Below are 18,911 nucleotides of genomic sequence, written 5' to 3' on the forward strand. Positions count from 1 at the left end.
GCTACGACGGCCAGATGACGACGCCATCACGCACAACCAGCGGCTCCGCCTGGCGTGATTCATAGAACCGGGTCCACCCCAGGTCCACACTGCCGTCGAAGCGTCGGTGGCAGTCGCCGGCCTTGGTCGCAAGCCAGCTGAGCAGTTCACCGGTGAGATCGAACTGGTCGGGGTGAATCTCCTGCCGACTGGTCAGAGCCCACACACCGCACCAGGTGCGCTCTCGGCGAAGGAGAATCGAGACGAGCGCGCCGCCAACCTTGAACGCCTCGCCGTGATGGCCCAGAAGGGGCTGAGGATGGTCCTCGACGACGAGTTCGCCGTCGTCGGTCTCGTTCACGAACGGAAACTCGGTCACGATGCGGAGGATCTCCGGCTTGGGGCAGAGCCCGAGGTGCCATCGGAGCTCGGCGAGCTCCTCCTCGGACAGCTCGTCGCGCAGGTCCAGCGTGAGCATGAGCTCAAAGATGTCAGCCATAGCCGCACACGCTAGCGCCCGCCCCTGACGGTCCCGTCACTCGCGGTTCTGGACGGGCATCCTCGGGCGCCCAGACGGAGGCAGCAGCTCGCGGTTACTGCCCGTGATCAGTCGGCTGGCCTCGCAGAGGAACTCACGACAGTTCAATACGCGAGCTCACCAGTAAACCGCGCCGCCCTCATCATGGGCTATCGAGAAGTGGAGTCCAGTCCGGTGTATCGAGATCGAGGTCTGCTGTGCGTACGGCGTATCCGACGGCCATATCCACGATGCCATCGCTGCCGCCTCTGATGGAGTACCACTCACCGACGTACACGCCGATCACTTCCCAGTGGCGGCCAGGACGAACAGACAGGACGGGCGCGCCGGAGCACCCGCCACCGGCGGGCGTGCTGAGCTCGAAGAAGCGGTTCCCACGGATGTCGTTGCGCTCCAGAGGGCGGCTAATGCGACGTCGGATGTGGCCCTGGGAGAACACCATCTCAGGACGTGGGAGACGGCGGAAGCCATCCATGGCGCCCGAATCGTAGAGAACAGCTTCGGGATAGCCCCAAAGCGTGTAACCGAGGCTGGCGTGCTCCTGAGCGCGACCGAACGTGAAGGGTGAGGCGTAGTTGCCGGGCGCAAGTCGCAGCACTGCTACGTCCTGTGTGGGGTGCTTCTGGATACCGACGATGGCTGCGGCCCTCCACTGACCATCGACGCCGGTGAGCAGTGCGGCATGTTCTCCGATCACCAGAGTGTCGGCGACGTGGCCAGCCGTCATGGCGAGGCATCCGTCACCGGCTTGAAGCATGAAGGCGGACCCGGCGTGAGCCTTGTACGCGAGGGTGCCATCGCGGCGGGGCACCAAGCGGGCGAGGGCGACCACGGAGTTGTCGATACGGTCGCTGTCTTGGGCGGGCATGCCGAAAGGTTTACCAGGCTGGGCAGGGCGTACTCAAAACAGGCCCGCCCGGCTCAGAGCACCTGCGCATCATTCTAAGCAGGCTCAAGATCCGTGGATAGGTCCCGGGAAGCACTCAGATCCGAGCACTCACCCGTCACTGTCCGTAAAGAGCGCCATCGGACGGTCGGCGAATCCGCGACAGTTGAATACGCGAGCCCACCAGTACTCGCGGTACGGCGGTGGACGGGCGGCTGACTGGCCATACCGGGGCGCCACGAATCCGCTTGGGCCCGCCCGCGGGCGACGCGTAGCCTCTTGGCCATGTGTTACCACGCGTTCAACGGCGCCTTCCGGCACTACGTGTGCCTCGAGTGTCGGCTCTCCTTCAAGGGCAGCACGTGGCCGATCCGGAAGCGCATCTGTCCTGGTTGTCGTCAGGAGCTCGTCTTCGCAGGCTACGACTTCGCCGCGCCCCGGCGACGCGACGCCAAGGCGTGGTCCGTCGTTGCCACCGTGCTCGCGGAGGGGCTGACCTACGACCACCGCCCCGGCTGCGGCTGCTCGCGGCTCCCTTCGTTCCGCCCCCGGACCCAATCACAGGTGCGTGTCCGCCGACGCGCGGCCGAGCGGCTGGGCCTGCCTCTGTCGGTGACCCTCGCCCGCCGCGACGCCTTCACCCCGGAGAGTCGCGACGAGCTCCCACCCTCCCCGCCGGCCGCCAAGCCCGACACGACCTGAGCGTCGCGCCGGGTGGTGTCAGACGGGGAAGAGCAAGTGCAGCACCAGGCATGAAGGTCCCGGGATAGCGATGCGATGATCTTGACCCCGAGTTCATCAGTTGATGGGCACATGAGCCAGGTCGGGCTGGTGTCGTAGCAGGTCAGCGCGGTGTGACTCGGCGAAGGGCCGCGAAAGTGTGGGCACACGATTTCAGGGAGGATCTTCCTCTGTACTGGCCTGTCGTGTGATCATGCGGGCATGTACTTGCGGAAGACCCAGCGCCGGAACAAGGACGGCAGTGCCGTGCGGTACGTCCAGCTCGCCAACAACCGGCGGGTGGACGGGCAGACGCAGGCCGAAGTGCTGGTCAACCTGGGCCGTGAGGACAGGCTCGACCTGGACGCGCTGCGCCGCCTGGTCGCCTCGATCAACCGCTACCTCGGCGAGGACGACGACGTCACGGCCCCGCTCGGGACCCAGGCCGGTCCGCTGCAGGTGGAATCCTCCCGCCCGATCGGCACGATCTGGCTACTGGACCAGCTGTGGAAGCTGCTCGGCATCGACACCGCCCTGGCCCGGCACCTGGACGGGCGCCGTTTCCGCACCGACGTCGAGCGGGTGCTGTTCGCCCTGGTCGCCAACCGCGCCGTCGCCCCCGGCTCCAAGCTCGCCGCAGGCGAGTGGGCCACCCGCGACGTGGTGATCCCGGGCCTGCCCGAACTGGACGGCAACAACCAGGCCCTGCGCGCGATGGACCTGCTCATCGAGGGCGACGCGACCGGCGCCGTGCAGGAGACGGTGTTCTTCGCCGCCGCCCACCTGCTCAACCTCGAAGTCGACCTGATCTTCTTCGACACCACCAGCACCTACTTCGAACGCGACGGCGAGGACGAAGAATCCGACGAGGCCCTGCGGCGGTTCGGACACTCCAAGGACCACCGCAAGGACCTGCCGCAGATCGTCATCGGGCTCGCGGTCACCCGCGAGGGCATCCCGGTCCGCTGCTGGGTCTGGCCCGGCAACACCTCCGACACCACCGTGATCACCCAGGTCAAGGACGACCTGCGCACCTGGCGGCTGGGCCGGGTGGTCACCGTCGCCGACTCCGGATTCTCCTCCGAGGCCAACCTGGCCTACCTCACCCGCGCCGGCGGCCACTACATCACCGGCGTCAAGATGCGCGAGACCAGCAAGAAGGCCGACGCCGCACTCGCCCGCCAGGGCCGCTACCAGGAGGTCCGCGACAACCTGCGGGTCAAGGAGGTCCGCTTGGACGGCGACCCGGGCCGCCGCTGGGTCGTCTGCCACAACCCTGCCGAGGCCGCCCGCGACGCCGAGCGACGCGAGCAACAACTCACCGCTATCAGCGATGAGTTGGAGCGAATCGCCCAGGCCCGCACCGCCGACGCGAAGAAGGCCAAAGACAAGGCGGCCAAGACCGGCAAGCGCCCAGTGAAGCCGAACGACGCCGTCCACCGCAAGGCCGAGTGCGCGCTTCGCGACCATCCCAGCCTCGGGCGGTGGCTCAAGCAGCACCCCACCACCGCACGCCTGTCGATCGACCGGGCCAAGGTCGCCGCCGAGTCCCGACTCGACGGCAAGTACCTGCTGGCCACCTCCGACCCGGACCTGTCCGCCGAGGATGTCGCGCTCGGCTACAAGAACCTGCTGGAAGCCGAACGTTCCTTCCGCACGATGAAGTCCACGCTCTACCTACGGCCGGTCTTCCACCGCCTGGACGAGCGGATACGCGCCCATGTGCTGCTGTGCTGGCTGGCCCTGCTGCTGATCCGCGTCGCCGAACGCCGCACCGGCACCACCTGGCGCACCATCAGGAACGAACTCGGACGGATCCACCAGGTCACCCTCGCCGGGCCGGCCGGACGCCTGCAGCAGACCACCCGCATCACCGACACCCAAGCCCGGCTCTTCAAGGACTGTGGAGTACCGATGCCACCAAAGATGAGCGGCATCCAGACCACCGAATAGCCCCTGAGCTGGGAAAACATCCACCAGAGCCGTGGACACACGCCTCCAGCAGTCCCGCATGCCGTTCCCGCAGGTCAACCCGCGAATCCGCCCACCACGTGTGCCCGCCTACTGATGAAGTCGGGTTGACGTGACAGGCGTGATCACTGCATCGGAGCAGTCCTGGATAGCCCCGTTCACCGGGCTGAGCCCTCGCGCGTTCGGCAAGCTGATCACGATGCTGCGGTGCGAAGGTGCCGATGCGGTCCGCCCAGGACGCCCCTGGTCACTCTCACTTGAGGACCGCACCCTCCTCGTCGCAGCCTACTGGCGCACGAACCTGACGCTACGGCAGCTCGCACCCCTCTTCGGAATCTCGAAGTCGACGGCCGACCGCGTCGTAGACCACCTCGGGCCCCTGCTCGCGCTCAAGCAGCGACAGCGATTCCGGAAAGACACCGTGCTCATCGTGGACGGCACGCTGGTCCCCACCCGCGACCACAGCATCGCCGAGAAGTCGAAGAACTATCGGTACTCCACCAACCACCAGGTCGTCATCGACGCCGACACCCGACTGGTCGTCGCCGTCGGGCGCCCGGTCCCCGGCAACCGCAACGACTGCAAGGCCTGGGTCGAGTCCGGCGCGAAGGCCGCCGTCGGCCGGACTACGACGATCGCCGACGGCGGTTACCCGGGCACCGGCCTCGTCATCCCGCACCGCCGGCCAGCTGGCGGCGAGCTTTGCCAGTGGAAGCAGGAGCACAACCGTTCCCACAAACAGGTCCGCGCCCGAGTCGAGCACGTCTTCGCCCGGATGAAGACCTGGAAGATCCTCCGCGACTGCCGACTCAAGGGCGACGGAGTCCACCACGCCATGCTCGGCATTGCCCGCCTGCACAACCTGAGCCAGACCGCGTAGCCGAACGATAACCCCACCCCGCGGTTCGCCCCAGCGCGCCGGTGATCAATTACGGGACAGCCCTTAGCCACGGAGCATAGCTGGGAGCTTTGCCATTTGCTTGGGCCTACTGTAGTCCAACATTGGCGTAGCCAAGATTCGTTTCTCGGGAATCCTCGGCGCGTCCTCCGCCATGGGGGGAGATGTTGGTGTATGCAGGTCGAGGCCCTCTGGCTGCGGACGCCGGAAGGGGAGCGGGGAATCGGGGTGGCTCGTGGGAAGTAGCGCCTTCGAGGAGCTGTCGCAGACAGGCGAGCTGGGGCCTGTCACACTCGATCTGTTGCGGCGGCTGGTTCATCAGGTACGCGGAACCTACGGCTTTCCGCCGCCTGAGGGGTACACGGAGTGGAGCGATGATGCAGCCTACGACGTAATTACGGCGATGCTGACCCGAAAGGGAGAGGGGCGTAAGTTCGTCACCAGCTGCTCCGTTCTCGCCGTCGACGAAGCCTCGCTGGAGCGCCTATTTCTCGCAGCGATCAAGAACTTCCTCATCGATGAGGCGAAGAAGACGCCGCGGGGCAAGCTCCGGCGCCGAATCGCCCGTCTGATGAGCGAGGACCCGGTCTACCGGAAGGGCCCGGGTTCGCCACCGCGATGGGCATTGGCCGAGCATGCCGAAGGCGCCATATGGCAGGGAGACCTCGACGGCCTGATTGCGCAAGCGGCACGGGTGACAGGAGTCGGCATCACCCGCTGGAACCATTCCGGCCCCACACCCAAGCAGACGGTCCATGCCCTCAAAACCATTCTCCTGAACGTGCTGCATTATGCGCAGGGCGCGGTGCGGGAGGAAGATCTCGCCAAGGTGCTCCAGGCCCGGTTCGAGCTCTTGGCGCCGGCTCGTTTCATCACGCTGTACGCAGACGAGGGGACTGTCTCCGAACTCGTCCTACAGCGCTCGGCTGATACGGCCGATCCTGTCGGGGGCGAGGGGGTGGCCGACGACATCTGGCAGCGTCTGTCCCCCAACGAGCGCCTGCTGCTTCCCTACCTCGACGAGGACGCTCATCACGCGGCGCAGCTGTTGGAGATCCGGCGCGGCCACGCGGCTGCTGTTCTGTCGAACCTCAAGACGACGCTCGCTATGGCCTTGTCGGCGGAAAGCGACCAGCAGTCGGTGATGGCGGCGCTGCTGCGGCGCTGCGGCGGTGCCCCGTCCTGAACGGCCTCGAGTTATGTCGTCCGGATCCGGTGAAGAGAGAATGCACTGATGGACCACAGCCACGGGGGAGACGGTATGAGTTCTGTCCACACCACGGCCTACCAGCGGCTGGTGGCCGCCGCGGCGCAGTTGAAGGTACCCGACGCTGTCCTCCGGGTAACCGCCGCACCACCCCCGGACCCGCAACCTGGCCAGATCTGGCGCGCGGTCTGGGAGGACGTGGTCCAACTGCTGCTCGTCACAGCGGTCGGCGACGATGACACTGTGCAGGCTGTACCGGCGTCCTTCGAGCGGTTCGCCGACGCCGACACCTTGCTCCTACCCGCTTCAACATCCACCTTGGAGGAGCCGTTGGCACTGTGGTGGGGCTTGGAGACCACCCTTCCGTGGTGTGTGCTGGACCGGCAGGTCAGCGAGCTGACCAGCCGCCCTCCCACCCTCACCGCACACACGCTCGCCGATGCCCTAGCCGACTCGCAGCGTGGCAGTGCCGCAGCCGTGTCCGCTTCGGGCAACGAGTACCGCGAGGTCCTGGCCGACCGGATCGCGGTCCTGCGCTCGGGGCAGTGGGCCCCGCAGGGCTCAGGAGGCTTGCCGCAGCTGTTTCGAGCCAAGGCTGTCACCGCGGCGGATCTCGCAGCCGAGCTGAAGCTGCCGCCGCCGCAAGCATTGGCCGTGTGGAGGGGACAGCAGCCCCTCACCGCCGATCAGGCCGCCGCGCTGGCCGAGCGCCTCGGTCAGCCGGCCGGCCAGTTGATCGCAGCCAACCCGGCCCTGCCGCCGGATGTCGTGCACGAGCTGAACCGCCCCTTGCGCCGCGCGCAGGTGAAGGTGCTTGCTGGGCGATACGACGAGGGGGAGCACGATGCGCGGCTGCGTGCCGCGTACGGCATCTTCGCGCTTGCGGCGCGTCAAGGGGGACCTGCCGGACCGAACTGGACGGCACGCACGGACCGCTATTTCGAACTGGTTCTAGGCGAGTAGGGGAGTGCCGCGTGGTCGACTACGTGCTCGCCGGCGCGGCCCGGACCCAGGCCTCGGCGATGGTCGAGGAGCTCGAAGCGGCCCGTCCCGGTGCGGTGGATCGCCTGGGGCAGGGCGCTCTCGCGGAGCTGAGGAGCTGGCCCGAGCTGATCGTTGTGGATGTTGAGGAGAGTACGGCGGAGCAAGGATGCAGTGTCGCCGGGGCGTACGACTTCGGGCCGCCACCGCGTCTCTCGGTCGCCACCTCGGCCAGCCACGCACGGCGGGACTTCACCGCCCTGCACGAGCTGGGCCACCATCTGCAGAAGAACAACTTCGCCCTCATGGATGCCTTCAGCAGGGAACCTGATGGTGGTGTCCTCCTCGAGGACGCGGCCTGTGACGCGTTTGCCGCGGAGATCCTGCTGCCCGCCTCCCTCGTCGACCGGCACCTCGACGCCAAGGGACCCGACGCGTCGGCGATCACCCACCTGTGGCGGGCGAGCAATGCCTCCCGGATGGCGGTGTGTGTCCGGGCCGCCCAGCGGCTGCCCGCGCCCGGACACGTCCTTCTCCTCGACCGTGCGGGGCGCCTTGCCTTCGGCGCCTCCCACGGTCTTCCGCCCCTGCCGCGCGGCAGCCTCCAAAGCGACATCCCCGTCGTCGACCGCGCCGCGGCCGGCTCCGGCCGCGCCCAGGGGCGGACCCGGGTCCGCTACCGCGACGGCATCCTCGGGCGTGAATTGCACACCGACATCGCGCCGATGGACGGCTACCTCGTCGCCGTCCTCGTCGCCGACTCCGCCCCTTGGCGCGCCTTCACCCCGCCAACCCCCGACACCGGCCCCCGGTCACGCGAGTACATCTGCGCAAACTGCGACGAGGAGTACCACTCCTTCGAACCGGCCTGCCCGCGCTGCCACGTCCCCAGCTGCCCTGAGTGCGGCCGCTGTACCTGCCCGTCCCGCGTGGCCGAACGCCTGTGCCCCAACTGCTTCACCCTGCACCCTCCCAGAATGTTCTCGCCGGGCAGCGACCTCTGCCTGAACTGTTCCTGACGCTCCGCAAGTCCCATCCGCACCGCCTTCACCGCTACTCGCGAGTTACGTCGTCTGTCCCAGGCGAAGCACCCGAACCGGGTGCTCACGGATCCTGGGCGCCGGCCTCGGGGCCGTCGGAACCCCGGCCGGCAGGAACAGAACGATGGCCATTCAGATCACCGCAGTACGTCTGTCCCCCGGCGGCACCACGCACGAGCACATCACTCACCTGTGGTGGACCAACCAGACGTCCGGCAGCACCGGAAGCAGTACCCGGGCGCAGCTCGTCGACTGGATCGAGAACCAGTCTGGCAAGGCCTACACCAGCGACGCGGCCGGGCGCCGCGCGGAAGTCTTCGTGGTGACGCCCGCCAAGGGCGAGAAGTACCTGCGGACCCGCGCGGACGGCGTGTGGACCGATAACCTCCTCGCCCTTCCCCGGCGCTGACCCAGCGCTTGGTACGGACCGTCAGGCGTGCCGCCGCTCCCGGCGGCACGCCGAACGACCCGCCCGCCCCACCAATTCCCGGGAGAACCCGGGGCCGACCGTGCATCACACCTTCAGGAGGACTCATGTCCCAGGACAGCCACGGGCCCGCGCCCGTCACCATCGTCGTCAACACCCGCCCGCACACCTGGGAGGCGAAGGAGATCACCTTCGAGCAGGTCGTCGACCTCGCCTACCCTGGCCAGGTGCCGACCGACCAGGACACCTACACGGTCCGCTACAGCCGCGGCCACGACGGACACGGAGCGGGCAGCCTCACGGCCGGCCACAGCGTCACGGTGAAGAAGGGGATGGTCTTCGATGTCTACCGCACTTCTCGCTCGTGACCCCGACCTGGCCCGACTTCTCGACGACGGCTATGACGTCGTCGTCCACGGAGGCCACATCATCGTCCGGCACATCCCGTACGTCACCGAAGACCGCAGCGTCGAGCACGGCTTCCTCGCCTACCCCGTGACCGTCAGCGGAGACCGCCTGGTTTCCGGAACCGACCACCGCATCTGGTTCAGCGGCTCCGTCCCGTGTGACGAGCACGGCCGGCCGTTGGCCCTGGCGAGCCCCGAGCTCCGGGAGATCGCCGAGGGCGTGCGGGCGGACTTCATGCTCTCCAGCAAGCCCGGGCCCGACGGCTACCCGGACGAGTACGCCAAGATCACCGCGTACGCCCGGATCATCGCCGACCAGGCGCACACACTCGACCCCTCGGCCACGCCCACCCCGGGCGCGGCGTGGCAGGAGATCGACGACGACAGTCCCTTCGTCTACCGGGACACCGCAACCTCCCGCGCCGGCATCGCTGCCATCAACCGCCGTTTCCGAGGCCACCGCGTCGTGATCGTCGGCCTCGGCGGCAGCGGGAGCTACATCCTCGACCAGGTGGCCAAGACCGAGGTCGACTCGATCCTCCTCGTCGACGGCGACACCTTCGACAACCACAACGCGTTCCGCGCTCCGGGCGCCCCGACCCTCGAGACCCTGCGCGGCCGCCCGGCCAAGGTCGCCTATCTCGCCTCGATCTACGCGAACATGCACCGGGGCGTGAAGGCCTGCGAGGAGTACCTCGACGAGGACAATCTCCACCTGCTCACCGGAGCGACGTTCGTCTTCCTCGCCTCGGACGACGCCACCGGCAAGCCGGCGATCATCGACTGGCTCGAGGCACACGATGTCCCGTTCATCGACGTCGGCATGGGCGTCGAGGAGATCGACGGCCACCTCAGCGGGCTGCTGCGCGTCACCACTAGCCTTCCCGGCCGCCGTGACGCAGCCCGCCGCCGTATCCCGCAGCCGGCACCCGAACGCGACGCCTACGCCCGGAACATCCAGACCGCGGACCTGAACGCGCTCAACGCTGTCCTGGCCGTCATCCGCTGGAAGCGCTCCATCGGCATCTACGCCGATGCCACCGACGAAGGCCACTCCACGTATTCGCTGATCACTAACGAGATCGCCAACGAGGACCTGCCGTGACCACCCAGGACACCCTGCGCCCGGTCTTCACCGAGACGTTCCCCCCGAGAATGGAACCAGGGATGCTGTACGTTTCCATCCCCTACCGCACCTGCGGTCACCTGTGCTGCTGCGGCTGCGGGAACGAGGTCGTCACGCCGCTTTCCCCCGCTCAGTGGTCGCTCACCTTCGACGGCGAGAACGTGTCCCTCTCCCCGTCGATCGGCAACTGGTCGCTCCCCTGCCAATCGCACTACTGGATCCGTGAGGGCCGCATCCGCTGGAGCCGCCGGTACTCGGCAGCGGAGATCGATCAGAACCGGGCTCGGGACCGTCGTCTGCTGGACCTGGAGACCACGGTCCCCGAGCCGGGACCGCCGTCCAGACTCCGCCGCTATCTGCGGTTCTTGCGCCCGTAGGCCGACGAACGATCGTCCTGACGAAGCGGCCCCGCAGGTACGGAGCGTGACGGTGGAGGCGGAGCCCAGGACGTGTGCGGTGACCTAGCCGGGTCCCGCTCCGGCTGCCCGGGCCGCGTTCCGAGTTGGCCCCGCCCTCCATGGTGAGTAGGGCCAGCTAGCTTCTCGGCACCAACCATGTGCAAGTGACTGGGCATGGCTGTTCTGCCAGGACTGACATGTCCGTGTTCGTCTCCGCAGGCGCCTGCGGAGACGGCTGGGCTTAGGCGACGGCGCGGTCCTCGTCCAGCTCGGCGTCGATCGCGGTGTACAGGTGGGCACCGTGGGCCCAGCGCTTCAGGGTCCGCCGTCCTACGAGCTCCAGGTCCTGGTCGTCGCCAAGCGCCCTGGCGTCCGCGGTGAAGCCGTTGAGGCCCACCATTACGGGTACGTCGGCGCGGTGCACGGGCCGGGCGGTGCCATTGAAGGTCTGCACGTCCCGAGAGCCGACCGGCTTGGCATAGTGCTTGCACTGCACGACCACCTTGCGGCCGAGATGGTCGTAGGCGATGACGTCCGCCCCGAGGTCACCGCGGCGCCCGGAGTGCTGGACATGAGTGAAGCCGTCCCGGACGAGCAGAGCGGCGCACGCCTTCTCGAAGTCGGTCGGGTGCATCGCGTCGAGGTGACGCATCCGATAGAGCGGGCCGGCCAGCTCGTCCTCTTCCTCCTCCTCGTAGTCCGCATAGTGGGTGTAGTTGCGCGGGGCGAAGGTTCTGAGCAGCAGGAGGGTGGCGACAAGAACGACTGGGCTGGCGATGAGGGCCGACCACCAGGCGTGGCCGGTGATCCAGCCCCATGCCTCCACGGTGAGCCAGTGCCAGAACGTGGTGGTCAGCCACTGCCAGAGCATCTTGGCGGCGGCGAGGGCGACCACTGCCCCGGCGATGAATTTCAGCAGCGGATCGAACGTGCCGTCCTCGCGCACGGGACGCCTCCTTGTCGAATCGGTGGGTGGAACAGTCAGGCTGCAGGCCGGCCCGATCCGCGGCGAAGAGGACGGGCCGGCAGCCGTAGCAGGTCGTGCAGAGCGAGGCCGTGTTCGGCCCACAGGCGGAGCCGATCCCGGTCGACCCAGTGCACGGCGTGCTTGTCACCCCACGCCTTTGCGTCGCGGGTGAAGGAGCCGTTGGTGACCACGACCGCGATGTCGGCGCCGTGGGCGGGCCCGGCAGTGCCCTTGACCTGATACATGACCTGGGAGCCGACCTTCGCACCGACCTTGGTGTGCTTGGCCTGGAGGACGATGCGGCCCAGGGTGCGGTGCTGACCGATCACGTCTGCGGCTTGGTCGCCCTGCTGGCCAACCTTCCGGGCGCTCCAACCGTCCCGGATCAGCAGATCTCGCAGCGCGAACTCGAACTCCTGGTCTCCGAGGGCGTCGATGCCGGCGAGGCTGAGCCTCATCGTCGCCAGCCGCTCGGCACGCACCCGGTCGGCGTCCCGCCTCCGCGCCCACCACGCCATTGCGGCAACGGCCGCCATGCCCGCGAGGACGGCAAGGACGGGCCAGTTGCGTGCGGCGGCCTGGACGGCGGCCTCGACCGCGTGGGCGAGCCAGACGAGCGCTGCAAGGACGACGGCCGTGGCTGCGAGGACTTCCGTGGTCCCGCGCGGCCGACGGAGCCGGCGCCGCGTGCGTGCCATCAGCGCCCCGCAGGGGCGGAGACCGCAGGAGCGGGCTTGTTCGGCGTGGTCGTTTCGGTGTGGCTGAAGCCGATGAAGTGCCCCCACAGCCACACCAGCGCGCAGATCCCGGCGATCGTCCAGCCGCTCATCTTCTTCGTGCTCGGCCGCGGGTTGCGGCGGATGTGGCTGCGGACGACGTGATATCCCTCGGGTACCGGCATCGGACTCGTTCCCTCCCATCGGCGGACCGCACCGCGCGGCCGTCTGGCATTGATGTACCAGCGGCCCATGACAGGAACTGATGGATCACCAACAAGCGGATAGTTCTCTGGACACGTTCCGGACAACCTCCCAGGAGCGGGCGGCTCACCTGTGCGCTCCTGCGAAGCGCCTCTGACCTTGCGTGATCGAACGACTTCATAGGCCGAACGAATAGAGGCTAGGCGGGAGGACGAGGACGTCTGGGCTGGGGGAGGGCGAGCTGGCCTGCCCGGATGCCACTCAGCGATGGGGCAGGGCAACTGGTCATGGATATGGCGGGAAGTGACGGCGTACGCCGGTGGTACAGGCTGGGGGTGATCCTGCCCGGATCCGCCGGTGCCCGGGACCTGTGAGGAGAATGATGGGCAGCGCCCGTCTGTGGGCCAGGCGGCGGAGTCCATAGGTATCCACCTGGGGACGCACGGCAGAGTCGGTCGTCCGGCCGACGGCCGGTGGTCCACCTGCTGGTCGGGATTACCGGGTCGGGGAAAGACCAGCTACGCGACTCGACTGCTGAGTCGGCTGGCGCGGTCCGGCTGTGGGTGGACGAGTTGGTGCACGCCCAACACGGCCGCTGCGGCGTGGACTAACCCGAGCACCGGCACTTCGAGCTGGAGGCCCTGGTGGTCGCAGAGGTCCGCGAGCGCCTGGCCGAGTTTGTCGCCAGCGGGACGGACGTGGTGCTCAACCACGGGCTGTGGTGTGGCTCCAGGGGGCCGCGAGGAGTGGAAGAAGCTGGTCACCGAGGCGGGTGGCGGCTGCTGTACTTCCCGGTGCCGAAGGACGAACTGCTGCGATGCCTGGCCGAACGTAACGAGCGCGAGGAGGCCAAAGTGCCCACCTGACGGCCAGCGCGCTGGACGACTTCTACGAGCGGTTCGACGTCCGCGAGGGCGAGGGCGAGGAGATCACCGCCCCTGGCTCGTTCCAGTCGAACGCCCGCGCGGGCGGGGGGCAGGCGTCGACCAAATACTGGGCCCTCCTCAGCCCACCCCCAGGAGTCTCGGTGAGGCTGACCGGTCGCAGCTCCAGCTGGCGGATGCCCATCCGGCCGCCGGGCCTCGGTGCTGCGGGCCTGCGAGAGGGCCTTCCAGGCCTCGGTGGTCAAGCGAAGGCTCAAGCCGCAGATCGCCCGGCCAGCGGGCGGCACTCCGATAGGCCGCTAACCGACGGCCTCGTAGGACGCCTTGAGCAGTGGCATCGCCCGATCGAGGTCGTCCGCGGAGTAGATCCGCACCTCCAGGTCCCCGGTGCCGTGGTGCCCTACCTCGCTCACGTCTCGGGTGAAGCCCTCCTCCAGCACCACCGACCGAGGATCGAGCCGCAGGAAGACCCGCAGACCGGTCGTCAGCACCTTCACGGTCGCGAAGTTCCCGCCGCGCCGGTAGGCGATGTACTGCTTCAACTCCACACTGTGCGCATCGCCGAGGGCGAGCAGCCGACCGTCCAGATCCTCGTATAGCTCCCGCACCGCGGCCGGCGCTCCGGCCAGCCGCTGCGCCACCGTCTTGCGGCCAGCGGCCGGAATCCCCGGCTCGCCGTCAGTAGTTCGAGCAGACATTCCGGCACTCGAGGTCACGAGGTCCAGCGACAGCAAGTCGTCACCGAAGCGTCGGTACTGCACCAGATCGATGCGCCGGTCGATCTCGCCGACCGCGTGTCGATCGAACTTGCTGTAGTCGGCAGCGACACAGATGATCCTCGGACTCGTCCAGTCAACCTGCCCCACCGCCTCGGGGCCAAGCACACGCGCCACCAGGCCCTCGAAGTCACCCTGGTGGTCCCGGAGCCACGCCAGGTAGTACAGCCCCTGGTTGATCACGTTCTCGTCGCGGGTGCGCTTGTACTCGACCACGACGGGCGAGCCATCCTCGTCCAGGCCCAGCGAGTCGATCCGCCCCGCGTGCACCGGGCCCGTGGACACCTCCGAGTCCAGGAATCGGATACCGAGCATCGACGACATGTTGCGCTCGATGCACGTCTGAAGGTGCCGCTCCAGGGCCACCGCCGAGCTGGCGATCTCCACCGCCTCGCCGCCGTTCAGGCGGAACACCCTCAAAGTCACGATCCCCCCGATCTCGCAGACCCGCTGACCCGGGCGGGCAGAAAGATCACCATATCCGCCTAACAGGTCGTAGGCTAGGGCAAATTGTGCGCAAATGAATCGTGCGGTCGGATCGATGATCCGGCGGCGAGTGGCTGGATTCTGCCCGATCGAGGCGACATTTCGCGCCGACAACTACGCTCAGAGCTTCGAAGCCGTCTGGGCCGGCGCACGCCGCTGGATGCCCGACCGGGAGGGGACCGCCACGCATGGGCAGGACTGAGTACTACAACGACCCGAACGCCCCCAAGGCCAACACCCTCATCCCGGCCAGCAACCTGCTCGTCGTCGACGACCAGGGAGCGATCCTGCTCCAGCGACGCCGCGACACCAGCCAGTGGGCCTTGCCTGGCGGGGCCCAGGACATCGGCGATACCGCCGCCCAGTGCGCCGTGCGCGAGTGCCTGGAGGAGACCGGCATCGTCGCCGAGATCACCGGGTTCCTCGGCGTCTACACCAACCCGAACCACATCGTCGCCTACACCGACGGCGAGATCCGCCAGCAGTACGAGAACACCTACATCGGCCGCCCTATCGGCGGCCAGCCGACATCAACGACGAGGCCGACGGCGTCCGCTTCGTCCGGCCCGCCGACCTCGACCAGTACGACATCCACCCCAGCATGCGCCAGCAAATCGGCGACTACCTCGCCGGCACCTACCCCTACCTCGGATGATCGCCACCCAGGCCGCGCCCTACGCCGCCGAGCGGGACACCGATGGGACTTGCCCTGCAGGACAACGGCCTGCTCGGTTTGGCGTCGGCCGTGGACTCCGTCTCTCCTCGGGAACCGGGTACGGCCCGGCACGAACGCTGGCGGCTTTCAGCCGCCCCACTCGATGCGCACCGGTTCCCGGGCCGCGGCCAGGGCGCCATCAAGGTCGGCCAGACGCTCCGCGAGGGTCGCTGTGGCAAGGCGTTCGGGGAGCGCGGTGGAGAACTTCAGGCCGCGGACCGCGCGCGGGTCGACCGAGGGCAGGGTGAGGGAGTCGGGCAGTTCCGCGCGGGCCGCCTTCCAGTCGCCAGGCGAGAGATCCTGGCGGAGGCGTACGTGGGTGTCGGTGGGGCGTTGGACGGGGTCGGCTAGGTTGCCGAGGGAAGCGGTGAGGGTCGCGTTGGCCCGGTAGCCGGCCCAGGTCCACCAGCGGGCCGCGTCGGCGTCGCGCGCCAGGAGAGTTCCGGCAGGATGGACTTCGCGCGGCGCACGATCGGTACGCAGCACCGCGAGGGCGGTCTCCGCACGACGGGTGAGGCGGACGCCGGGGTCTTCGCCGAGGAGCACGTCGCGCATCGCACGCGTGAGGGCGAAGGACAGGCCGCGGAACTCGCTGCCCTGCCACTTGGCCACGCCGCCGTCCTGGACCGGTTCGACGAAGACTCGCCGCCGCGCCCAGTCGGTGAAGGTGACTTGCCAGCTGCGTCCGGCGAGCAATAGGCGCCGTGGCCCTGGCCGTTCCTCGGTGAGTACGGAGGGGTCGGTGGTGCCGATCTCCGCGCGCCCGGCGAGAACGGTGAACTCGGGAGGAGCCGTGAAGGAAGCAGTGAGCTCCATGAAGTGCCGTCGCCTGAAGGCCTTCTCGGCCTCGGGCCCGATGAACAGCATCCCGCCGTCCCGGTCCAGGAAGCCCTGTGCAGCGAGATGGTCGACGAGGGGCTGTGCGGAGGCGTCGAATGGCGCGAGGCCGTTCCACTGCTCGGCCCACACCTGGTCGCCGAGCTGATGCTGCTGCAGGATCACCGCGAGGAGCTGCTGGGCGACTAGGTGGCGGGGCGAGGGTGGCGGGGTGATGGGCTCGACCCAGCCGCGCGACCACAACGTGAGCAGGCCGGCGGCCTGGAGCAGCGTGTCCTCGCGGGTCGCCAGGAACAGGCAGTTGCGCGACGAGCCGGCACGCCGCCCGGTACGGCCGATACGCTGCAAGAACGAGGCGACGGTCGACGGTGAATCGATCTGGATGACACGGTCCAGGTCGCCAACGTCGATGCCGAGTTCCAGCGTGGACGTGGACACGATCACACAGTCGCGGGCCTCGGCGAAGGCAGCCTCGGACCGGGCACGCTCCTGGGCCGACAACGACGCGTGCGAGAGGAAGACCGTGACCTCGCGCTCCCGCAGCGCGGCACCCAGCTCCTCGACCTGCTTGCGCGAGTCGCAGAACACGAGCCTTTTCTCGCCACGGTGTAGGGCCTCGATCACCTTGGCGGCATTGGCGAGCGAGCCGACGTAGTCCAGCTCCACGTCGCCTGACGGACGCGCAACTGCCTTGTCGGATACATCGGATGCCTTGGAAGCGCGGGTCAGGTCCGGTGCGACGACCCGCCCCACCCGCTCCTTCGGCCGGGCCCCCTGCAGCCAGGTGAGCAGTGCGTCAGGGTTGCCGACCGTCGCGGAGAGGCCGATCCGCTGGATCGGCCTGCCGGTCAGGCGCTCCAGGCGTTCCAGTACGGCGAGCAGATGCCAGCCTCGATCGTCGGCGGCGAAGGCGTGCACCTCGTCGATGACGACGGCTCGCACCTGACCGAGCATCAGCGCATGGTCTGTCTTGACGCTGATCAGCATGGCCTCGAGCGACTCAGGTGTGGTCAGTAGCACGTCAGGGGCATCGACTCGAATCCGACGCCGCGTGGCCTCCGAGGTGTCGCCGTGCCAGAGGGCGGCACGCCGCCCGAGCCACTGCGCATAGCCGTCGACGCGGTGGACGAGGTTGTTCAGCAGGGCTTTCAGTGGGGCCAGATACAGCACTGACGTTCCCGTCCACCCCTGGTGGGCCATGGCGGAGAGCACGGGGAAGACGGCCGCTTCGGTCTTGCCGCCCGCCGTCGGGGCGAGCAGCACCGTATCCTCGCCGTCAAGGAGTGGCCCGACGGCCGCCTTCTGAAGAGGGCGCAGATCGGGCCAGCCCAAGGTATTGACGATGTGGTGCACGATCACCGGATCAAGCCGCTCCACCGGGTCCGAACCCACCGCTTCTGAGCCCACAGCTACAGCTCCAGCTCGATCTCGTCTGCCGACCCAGTGAGGGCAGCTGCGTTGCGCTCTACGTCGGTCAGGTCACCACCGCGGAGGGTGAGCCGGTAGTGGGCGCGCGGATCGAAGTCGGGGAACTGGTCGACACGGTCCAGGACATCGCCCACGAGCTTCTTCAGGAACACCCGCGGCGCCACCCCCACCTTTCCCCCCAGTGCCCCGCCGACCGCGCCCGCCAGGTCGGCGATGTACGTGTCGTCGGCGAGCATGCCGATCCGCTCCGGGGAGTCGGCCCCCTGCGCGTACAGGTCGCGGATGGTGGCGCCGAGGCTGGTGAGCGAGCCGGTCGTGAAGCCGGGCAGCCGCACCTGCACGGCACGCGGGTTATCGAAGCGCGGGTCGGTGGTGAAATCGGTGGCCAGGCGCTGCGCGAGCGGTGCGAGGCGCTGCACGCCCTGCTGGCCGTCGTAGAAGGCCGGGGTGCCCGTGATGATCAGGTACAGGCCGGGGAAGCGGCCGGAGTGCACCTCGTCGATCAACTGCCGCAGGGCGTTGAGGGCTTTGTCGCGGGCGTCGGACCGTACCCGCTGCAGTGTCTCGACCTCGTCGAGGACCAGGACCAGACCCGCGTGCCCGCTGTCGCGCAGCACGGTGAGCAGTCCCTGCAGGAAACCGAACGCGCCGAAGTGGTCCAGGTCGCCGCGCACCCCTGCGGCGCGCCGGGCGGAGGCGGCGACGTGCGGCTGTCCGCCGAGCCAGGACAGGACGGCGGAGGCCGTCGGCTCGTCACCGGCTTGGACCGCCTGCCGGTAGCCGCGCAGCGCGGTCGCGAAGGCGGGTGCGTGCCGGGACACCTCGGCGAGCCGCGCGGTGAGCAACCGTTCGACGGCGGCGGGCAGCTCGTCCTCGCTTACCCCGTCGTCCAGTGCGTCTTCCTCCAGCGCGTAGAACCATGCGTCGATGACCGGCCGCAGCGCACTGGGCGGGAAACTCGCCGTGGTCAGACGCTCGGTGAGTCGCCGGTACACCGTCTCCAACTTGTGCAGCGGCGTCTCGGTCTCGGAGATCTGGACTTCGGCGACGGCGAACGTACGGCGTTTGGCGCGTTCTGCGAGCCACCGGGTGAAAAAGGTCTTGCCGGAGCCGTACTCACCGCGTACCGCCTTAAACACCGATCCGCCGGACGCCGCCGTCTGTAGCTCCTCGTCCACGGCCTGCTCGAACCGGTCCAGACCGGTTGCTAGGAGGTCTAGGCCGCTGTCAGGGACGGCGCCGCGGCGCAGCGCGTCGAGGACGGCCCGCCGCCGTACCGCGCCCACAGCGCCGCTTGCCGCTCCAGGGTTGTTCACGTGC

The 18,911-nt window shown here is 68.4% G+C and carries 19 protein-coding genes and 1 pseudogene; 12 read left to right on the forward strand and 8 right to left on the reverse strand.

Features of this window, described 5'->3' with window-relative positions; translation table 11 throughout:
- Position 1: 1 nt before the first annotated feature.
- Both ACF9IK_RS29775 and ACF9IK_RS29780 read right to left on the reverse strand, forming a co-directional pair.
- Positions 2-478 carry a hypothetical protein gene (locus ACF9IK_RS29775; RefSeq protein WP_395297157.1) on the reverse strand — a complete coding sequence of 159 codons (477 nt, stop codon included), beginning with the start codon at positions 476-478 and terminating at the stop codon, positions 2-4.
- A gap of 181 nt (positions 479-659) precedes the next feature.
- Complete coding sequence (locus ACF9IK_RS29780; protein WP_395297158.1) at positions 660-1,385, reverse strand: S1 family peptidase; 726 nt, start codon at positions 1,383-1,385, stop codon at positions 660-662.
- Positions 1,386-1,688: 303 nt separating this feature from the next.
- On the opposite strand from ACF9IK_RS29780, the gene ACF9IK_RS29785 reads away from it, so the two are divergent.
- The 10 genes from ACF9IK_RS29785 (at position 1,689) to ACF9IK_RS29830 (ending at position 10,557) form a co-directional block, all read left to right on the forward strand.
- Positions 1,689-2,105, forward strand: a complete 417-nt coding sequence (locus ACF9IK_RS29785; RefSeq protein ID WP_395297159.1) for a hypothetical protein — start codon at positions 1,689-1,691, stop codon at positions 2,103-2,105.
- A gap of 240 nt (positions 2,106-2,345) precedes the next feature.
- Entirely contained in the window at positions 2,346-4,076 is a 1,731-nt protein-coding gene (locus tag ACF9IK_RS29790; RefSeq protein WP_395297160.1) for an IS1634 family transposase, read from the forward strand.
- Between the two features lie 130 nt (positions 4,077-4,206).
- Positions 4,207-4,974 carry a transposase gene (locus tag ACF9IK_RS29795; RefSeq protein ID WP_395297161.1) on the forward strand — a complete coding sequence of 256 codons (768 nt, stop codon included), beginning with the start codon at positions 4,207-4,209 and terminating at the stop codon, positions 4,972-4,974.
- A gap of 253 nt (positions 4,975-5,227) precedes the next feature.
- A complete protein-coding gene (locus ACF9IK_RS29800; protein WP_395297162.1) occupies positions 5,228-6,178 on the forward strand; it encodes a hypothetical protein in 951 nt (316 codons plus the stop codon).
- 75 nt (positions 6,179-6,253) lie between these two features.
- Entirely contained in the window at positions 6,254-7,162 is a 909-nt protein-coding gene (locus ACF9IK_RS29805) for a hypothetical protein (protein ID WP_395297163.1), read from the forward strand.
- An 11-nt stretch (positions 7,163-7,173) separates the two neighbouring features.
- Positions 7,174-8,199 carry an ImmA/IrrE family metallo-endopeptidase gene (locus tag ACF9IK_RS29810; protein WP_395297164.1) on the forward strand — a complete coding sequence of 342 codons (1,026 nt, stop codon included), beginning with the start codon at positions 7,174-7,176 and terminating at the stop codon, positions 8,197-8,199.
- A 145-nt stretch (positions 8,200-8,344) separates the two neighbouring features.
- On the forward strand, positions 8,345-8,629 hold the full coding sequence (locus ACF9IK_RS29815) for a DUF3892 domain-containing protein (RefSeq protein WP_395297165.1): 285 nt from the start codon (positions 8,345-8,347) through the stop codon (positions 8,627-8,629).
- Positions 8,630-8,754: 125 nt separating this feature from the next.
- Positions 8,755-9,015, forward strand: a complete 261-nt coding sequence (locus ACF9IK_RS29820; protein WP_360207963.1) for a multiubiquitin domain-containing protein — start codon at positions 8,755-8,757, stop codon at positions 9,013-9,015.
- The gene (locus tag ACF9IK_RS29825) at positions 8,990-10,159 is read left to right on the forward strand and encodes a ThiF family adenylyltransferase (protein WP_395297166.1); all 1,170 of its coding nucleotides are present in this window, start codon (positions 8,990-8,992) and stop codon (positions 10,157-10,159) included. Before ACF9IK_RS29820 ends, ACF9IK_RS29825 begins: the two co-directional genes overlap by 26 nt.
- A complete protein-coding gene (locus ACF9IK_RS29830) occupies positions 10,156-10,557 on the forward strand; it encodes a DUF6527 family protein (protein ID WP_395297167.1) in 402 nt (133 codons plus the stop codon). The genes ACF9IK_RS29825 and ACF9IK_RS29830 overlap by 4 nt, the downstream gene beginning before the upstream one ends.
- Before the next feature lie 262 nt (positions 10,558-10,819).
- On the opposite strand, the gene ACF9IK_RS29835 is transcribed toward ACF9IK_RS29830, so the two are convergent.
- From ACF9IK_RS29835 to ACF9IK_RS29845, 3 genes are read right to left on the reverse strand one after another with little or no spacing between them, the layout of a single operon-like run.
- Complete coding sequence (locus tag ACF9IK_RS29835; RefSeq protein ID WP_395297168.1) at positions 10,820-11,524, reverse strand: restriction endonuclease; 705 nt, start codon at positions 11,522-11,524, stop codon at positions 10,820-10,822.
- Between the two features lie 35 nt (positions 11,525-11,559).
- The gene (locus tag ACF9IK_RS29840) at positions 11,560-12,243 is read right to left on the reverse strand and encodes a restriction endonuclease (RefSeq protein ID WP_395297169.1); all 684 of its coding nucleotides are present in this window, start codon (positions 12,241-12,243) and stop codon (positions 11,560-11,562) included.
- A complete protein-coding gene (locus ACF9IK_RS29845) occupies positions 12,243-12,446 on the reverse strand; it encodes a hypothetical protein (protein WP_395297170.1) in 204 nt (67 codons plus the stop codon). Before ACF9IK_RS29845 ends, ACF9IK_RS29840 begins: the two co-directional genes overlap by 1 nt.
- A 663-nt stretch (positions 12,447-13,109) precedes the next feature.
- On the opposite strand from ACF9IK_RS29845, the gene ACF9IK_RS29850 reads away from it, so the two are divergent.
- A complete protein-coding gene (locus ACF9IK_RS29850) occupies positions 13,110-13,331 on the forward strand; it encodes a hypothetical protein (protein ID WP_395297171.1) in 222 nt (73 codons plus the stop codon).
- Between the two features lie 317 nt (positions 13,332-13,648).
- Here the strand turns inward: ACF9IK_RS29850 and ACF9IK_RS29855 are convergent, their stop codons facing one another.
- Positions 13,649-14,539: a DUF5655 domain-containing protein gene (locus ACF9IK_RS29855; protein WP_395297172.1), complete on the reverse strand. Its 891-nt coding sequence runs from the start codon at positions 14,537-14,539 to the stop codon at positions 13,649-13,651.
- A gap of 260 nt (positions 14,540-14,799) precedes the next feature.
- Between ACF9IK_RS29855 and ACF9IK_RS29860 the strand changes: the two are divergent.
- A pseudogene (locus ACF9IK_RS29860) lies at positions 14,800-15,266 on the forward strand (NUDIX hydrolase).
- 147 nt (positions 15,267-15,413) lie between these two features.
- Here the strand turns inward: ACF9IK_RS29860 and ACF9IK_RS29865 are convergent.
- Positions 15,414-17,555, reverse strand: a complete 2,142-nt coding sequence (locus tag ACF9IK_RS29865; RefSeq protein ID WP_395297173.1) for a DEAD/DEAH box helicase — start codon at positions 17,553-17,555, stop codon at positions 15,414-15,416.
- Between the two features lie 17 nt (positions 17,556-17,572).
- The gene (brxD, locus tag ACF9IK_RS29870; protein ID WP_395297174.1) at positions 17,573-18,907 is read right to left on the reverse strand and encodes a BREX system ATP-binding protein BrxD; all 1,335 of its coding nucleotides are present in this window, start codon (positions 18,905-18,907) and stop codon (positions 17,573-17,575) included.
- Positions 18,908-18,911 lie beyond the last annotated feature (4 nt).

Origin of the sequence: Kitasatospora hibisci (genome assembly GCF_043950205.1) — a bacterium.
GTDB lineage: Bacteria > Actinomycetota > Actinomycetes > Streptomycetales > Streptomycetaceae > Kitasatospora > Kitasatospora hibisci.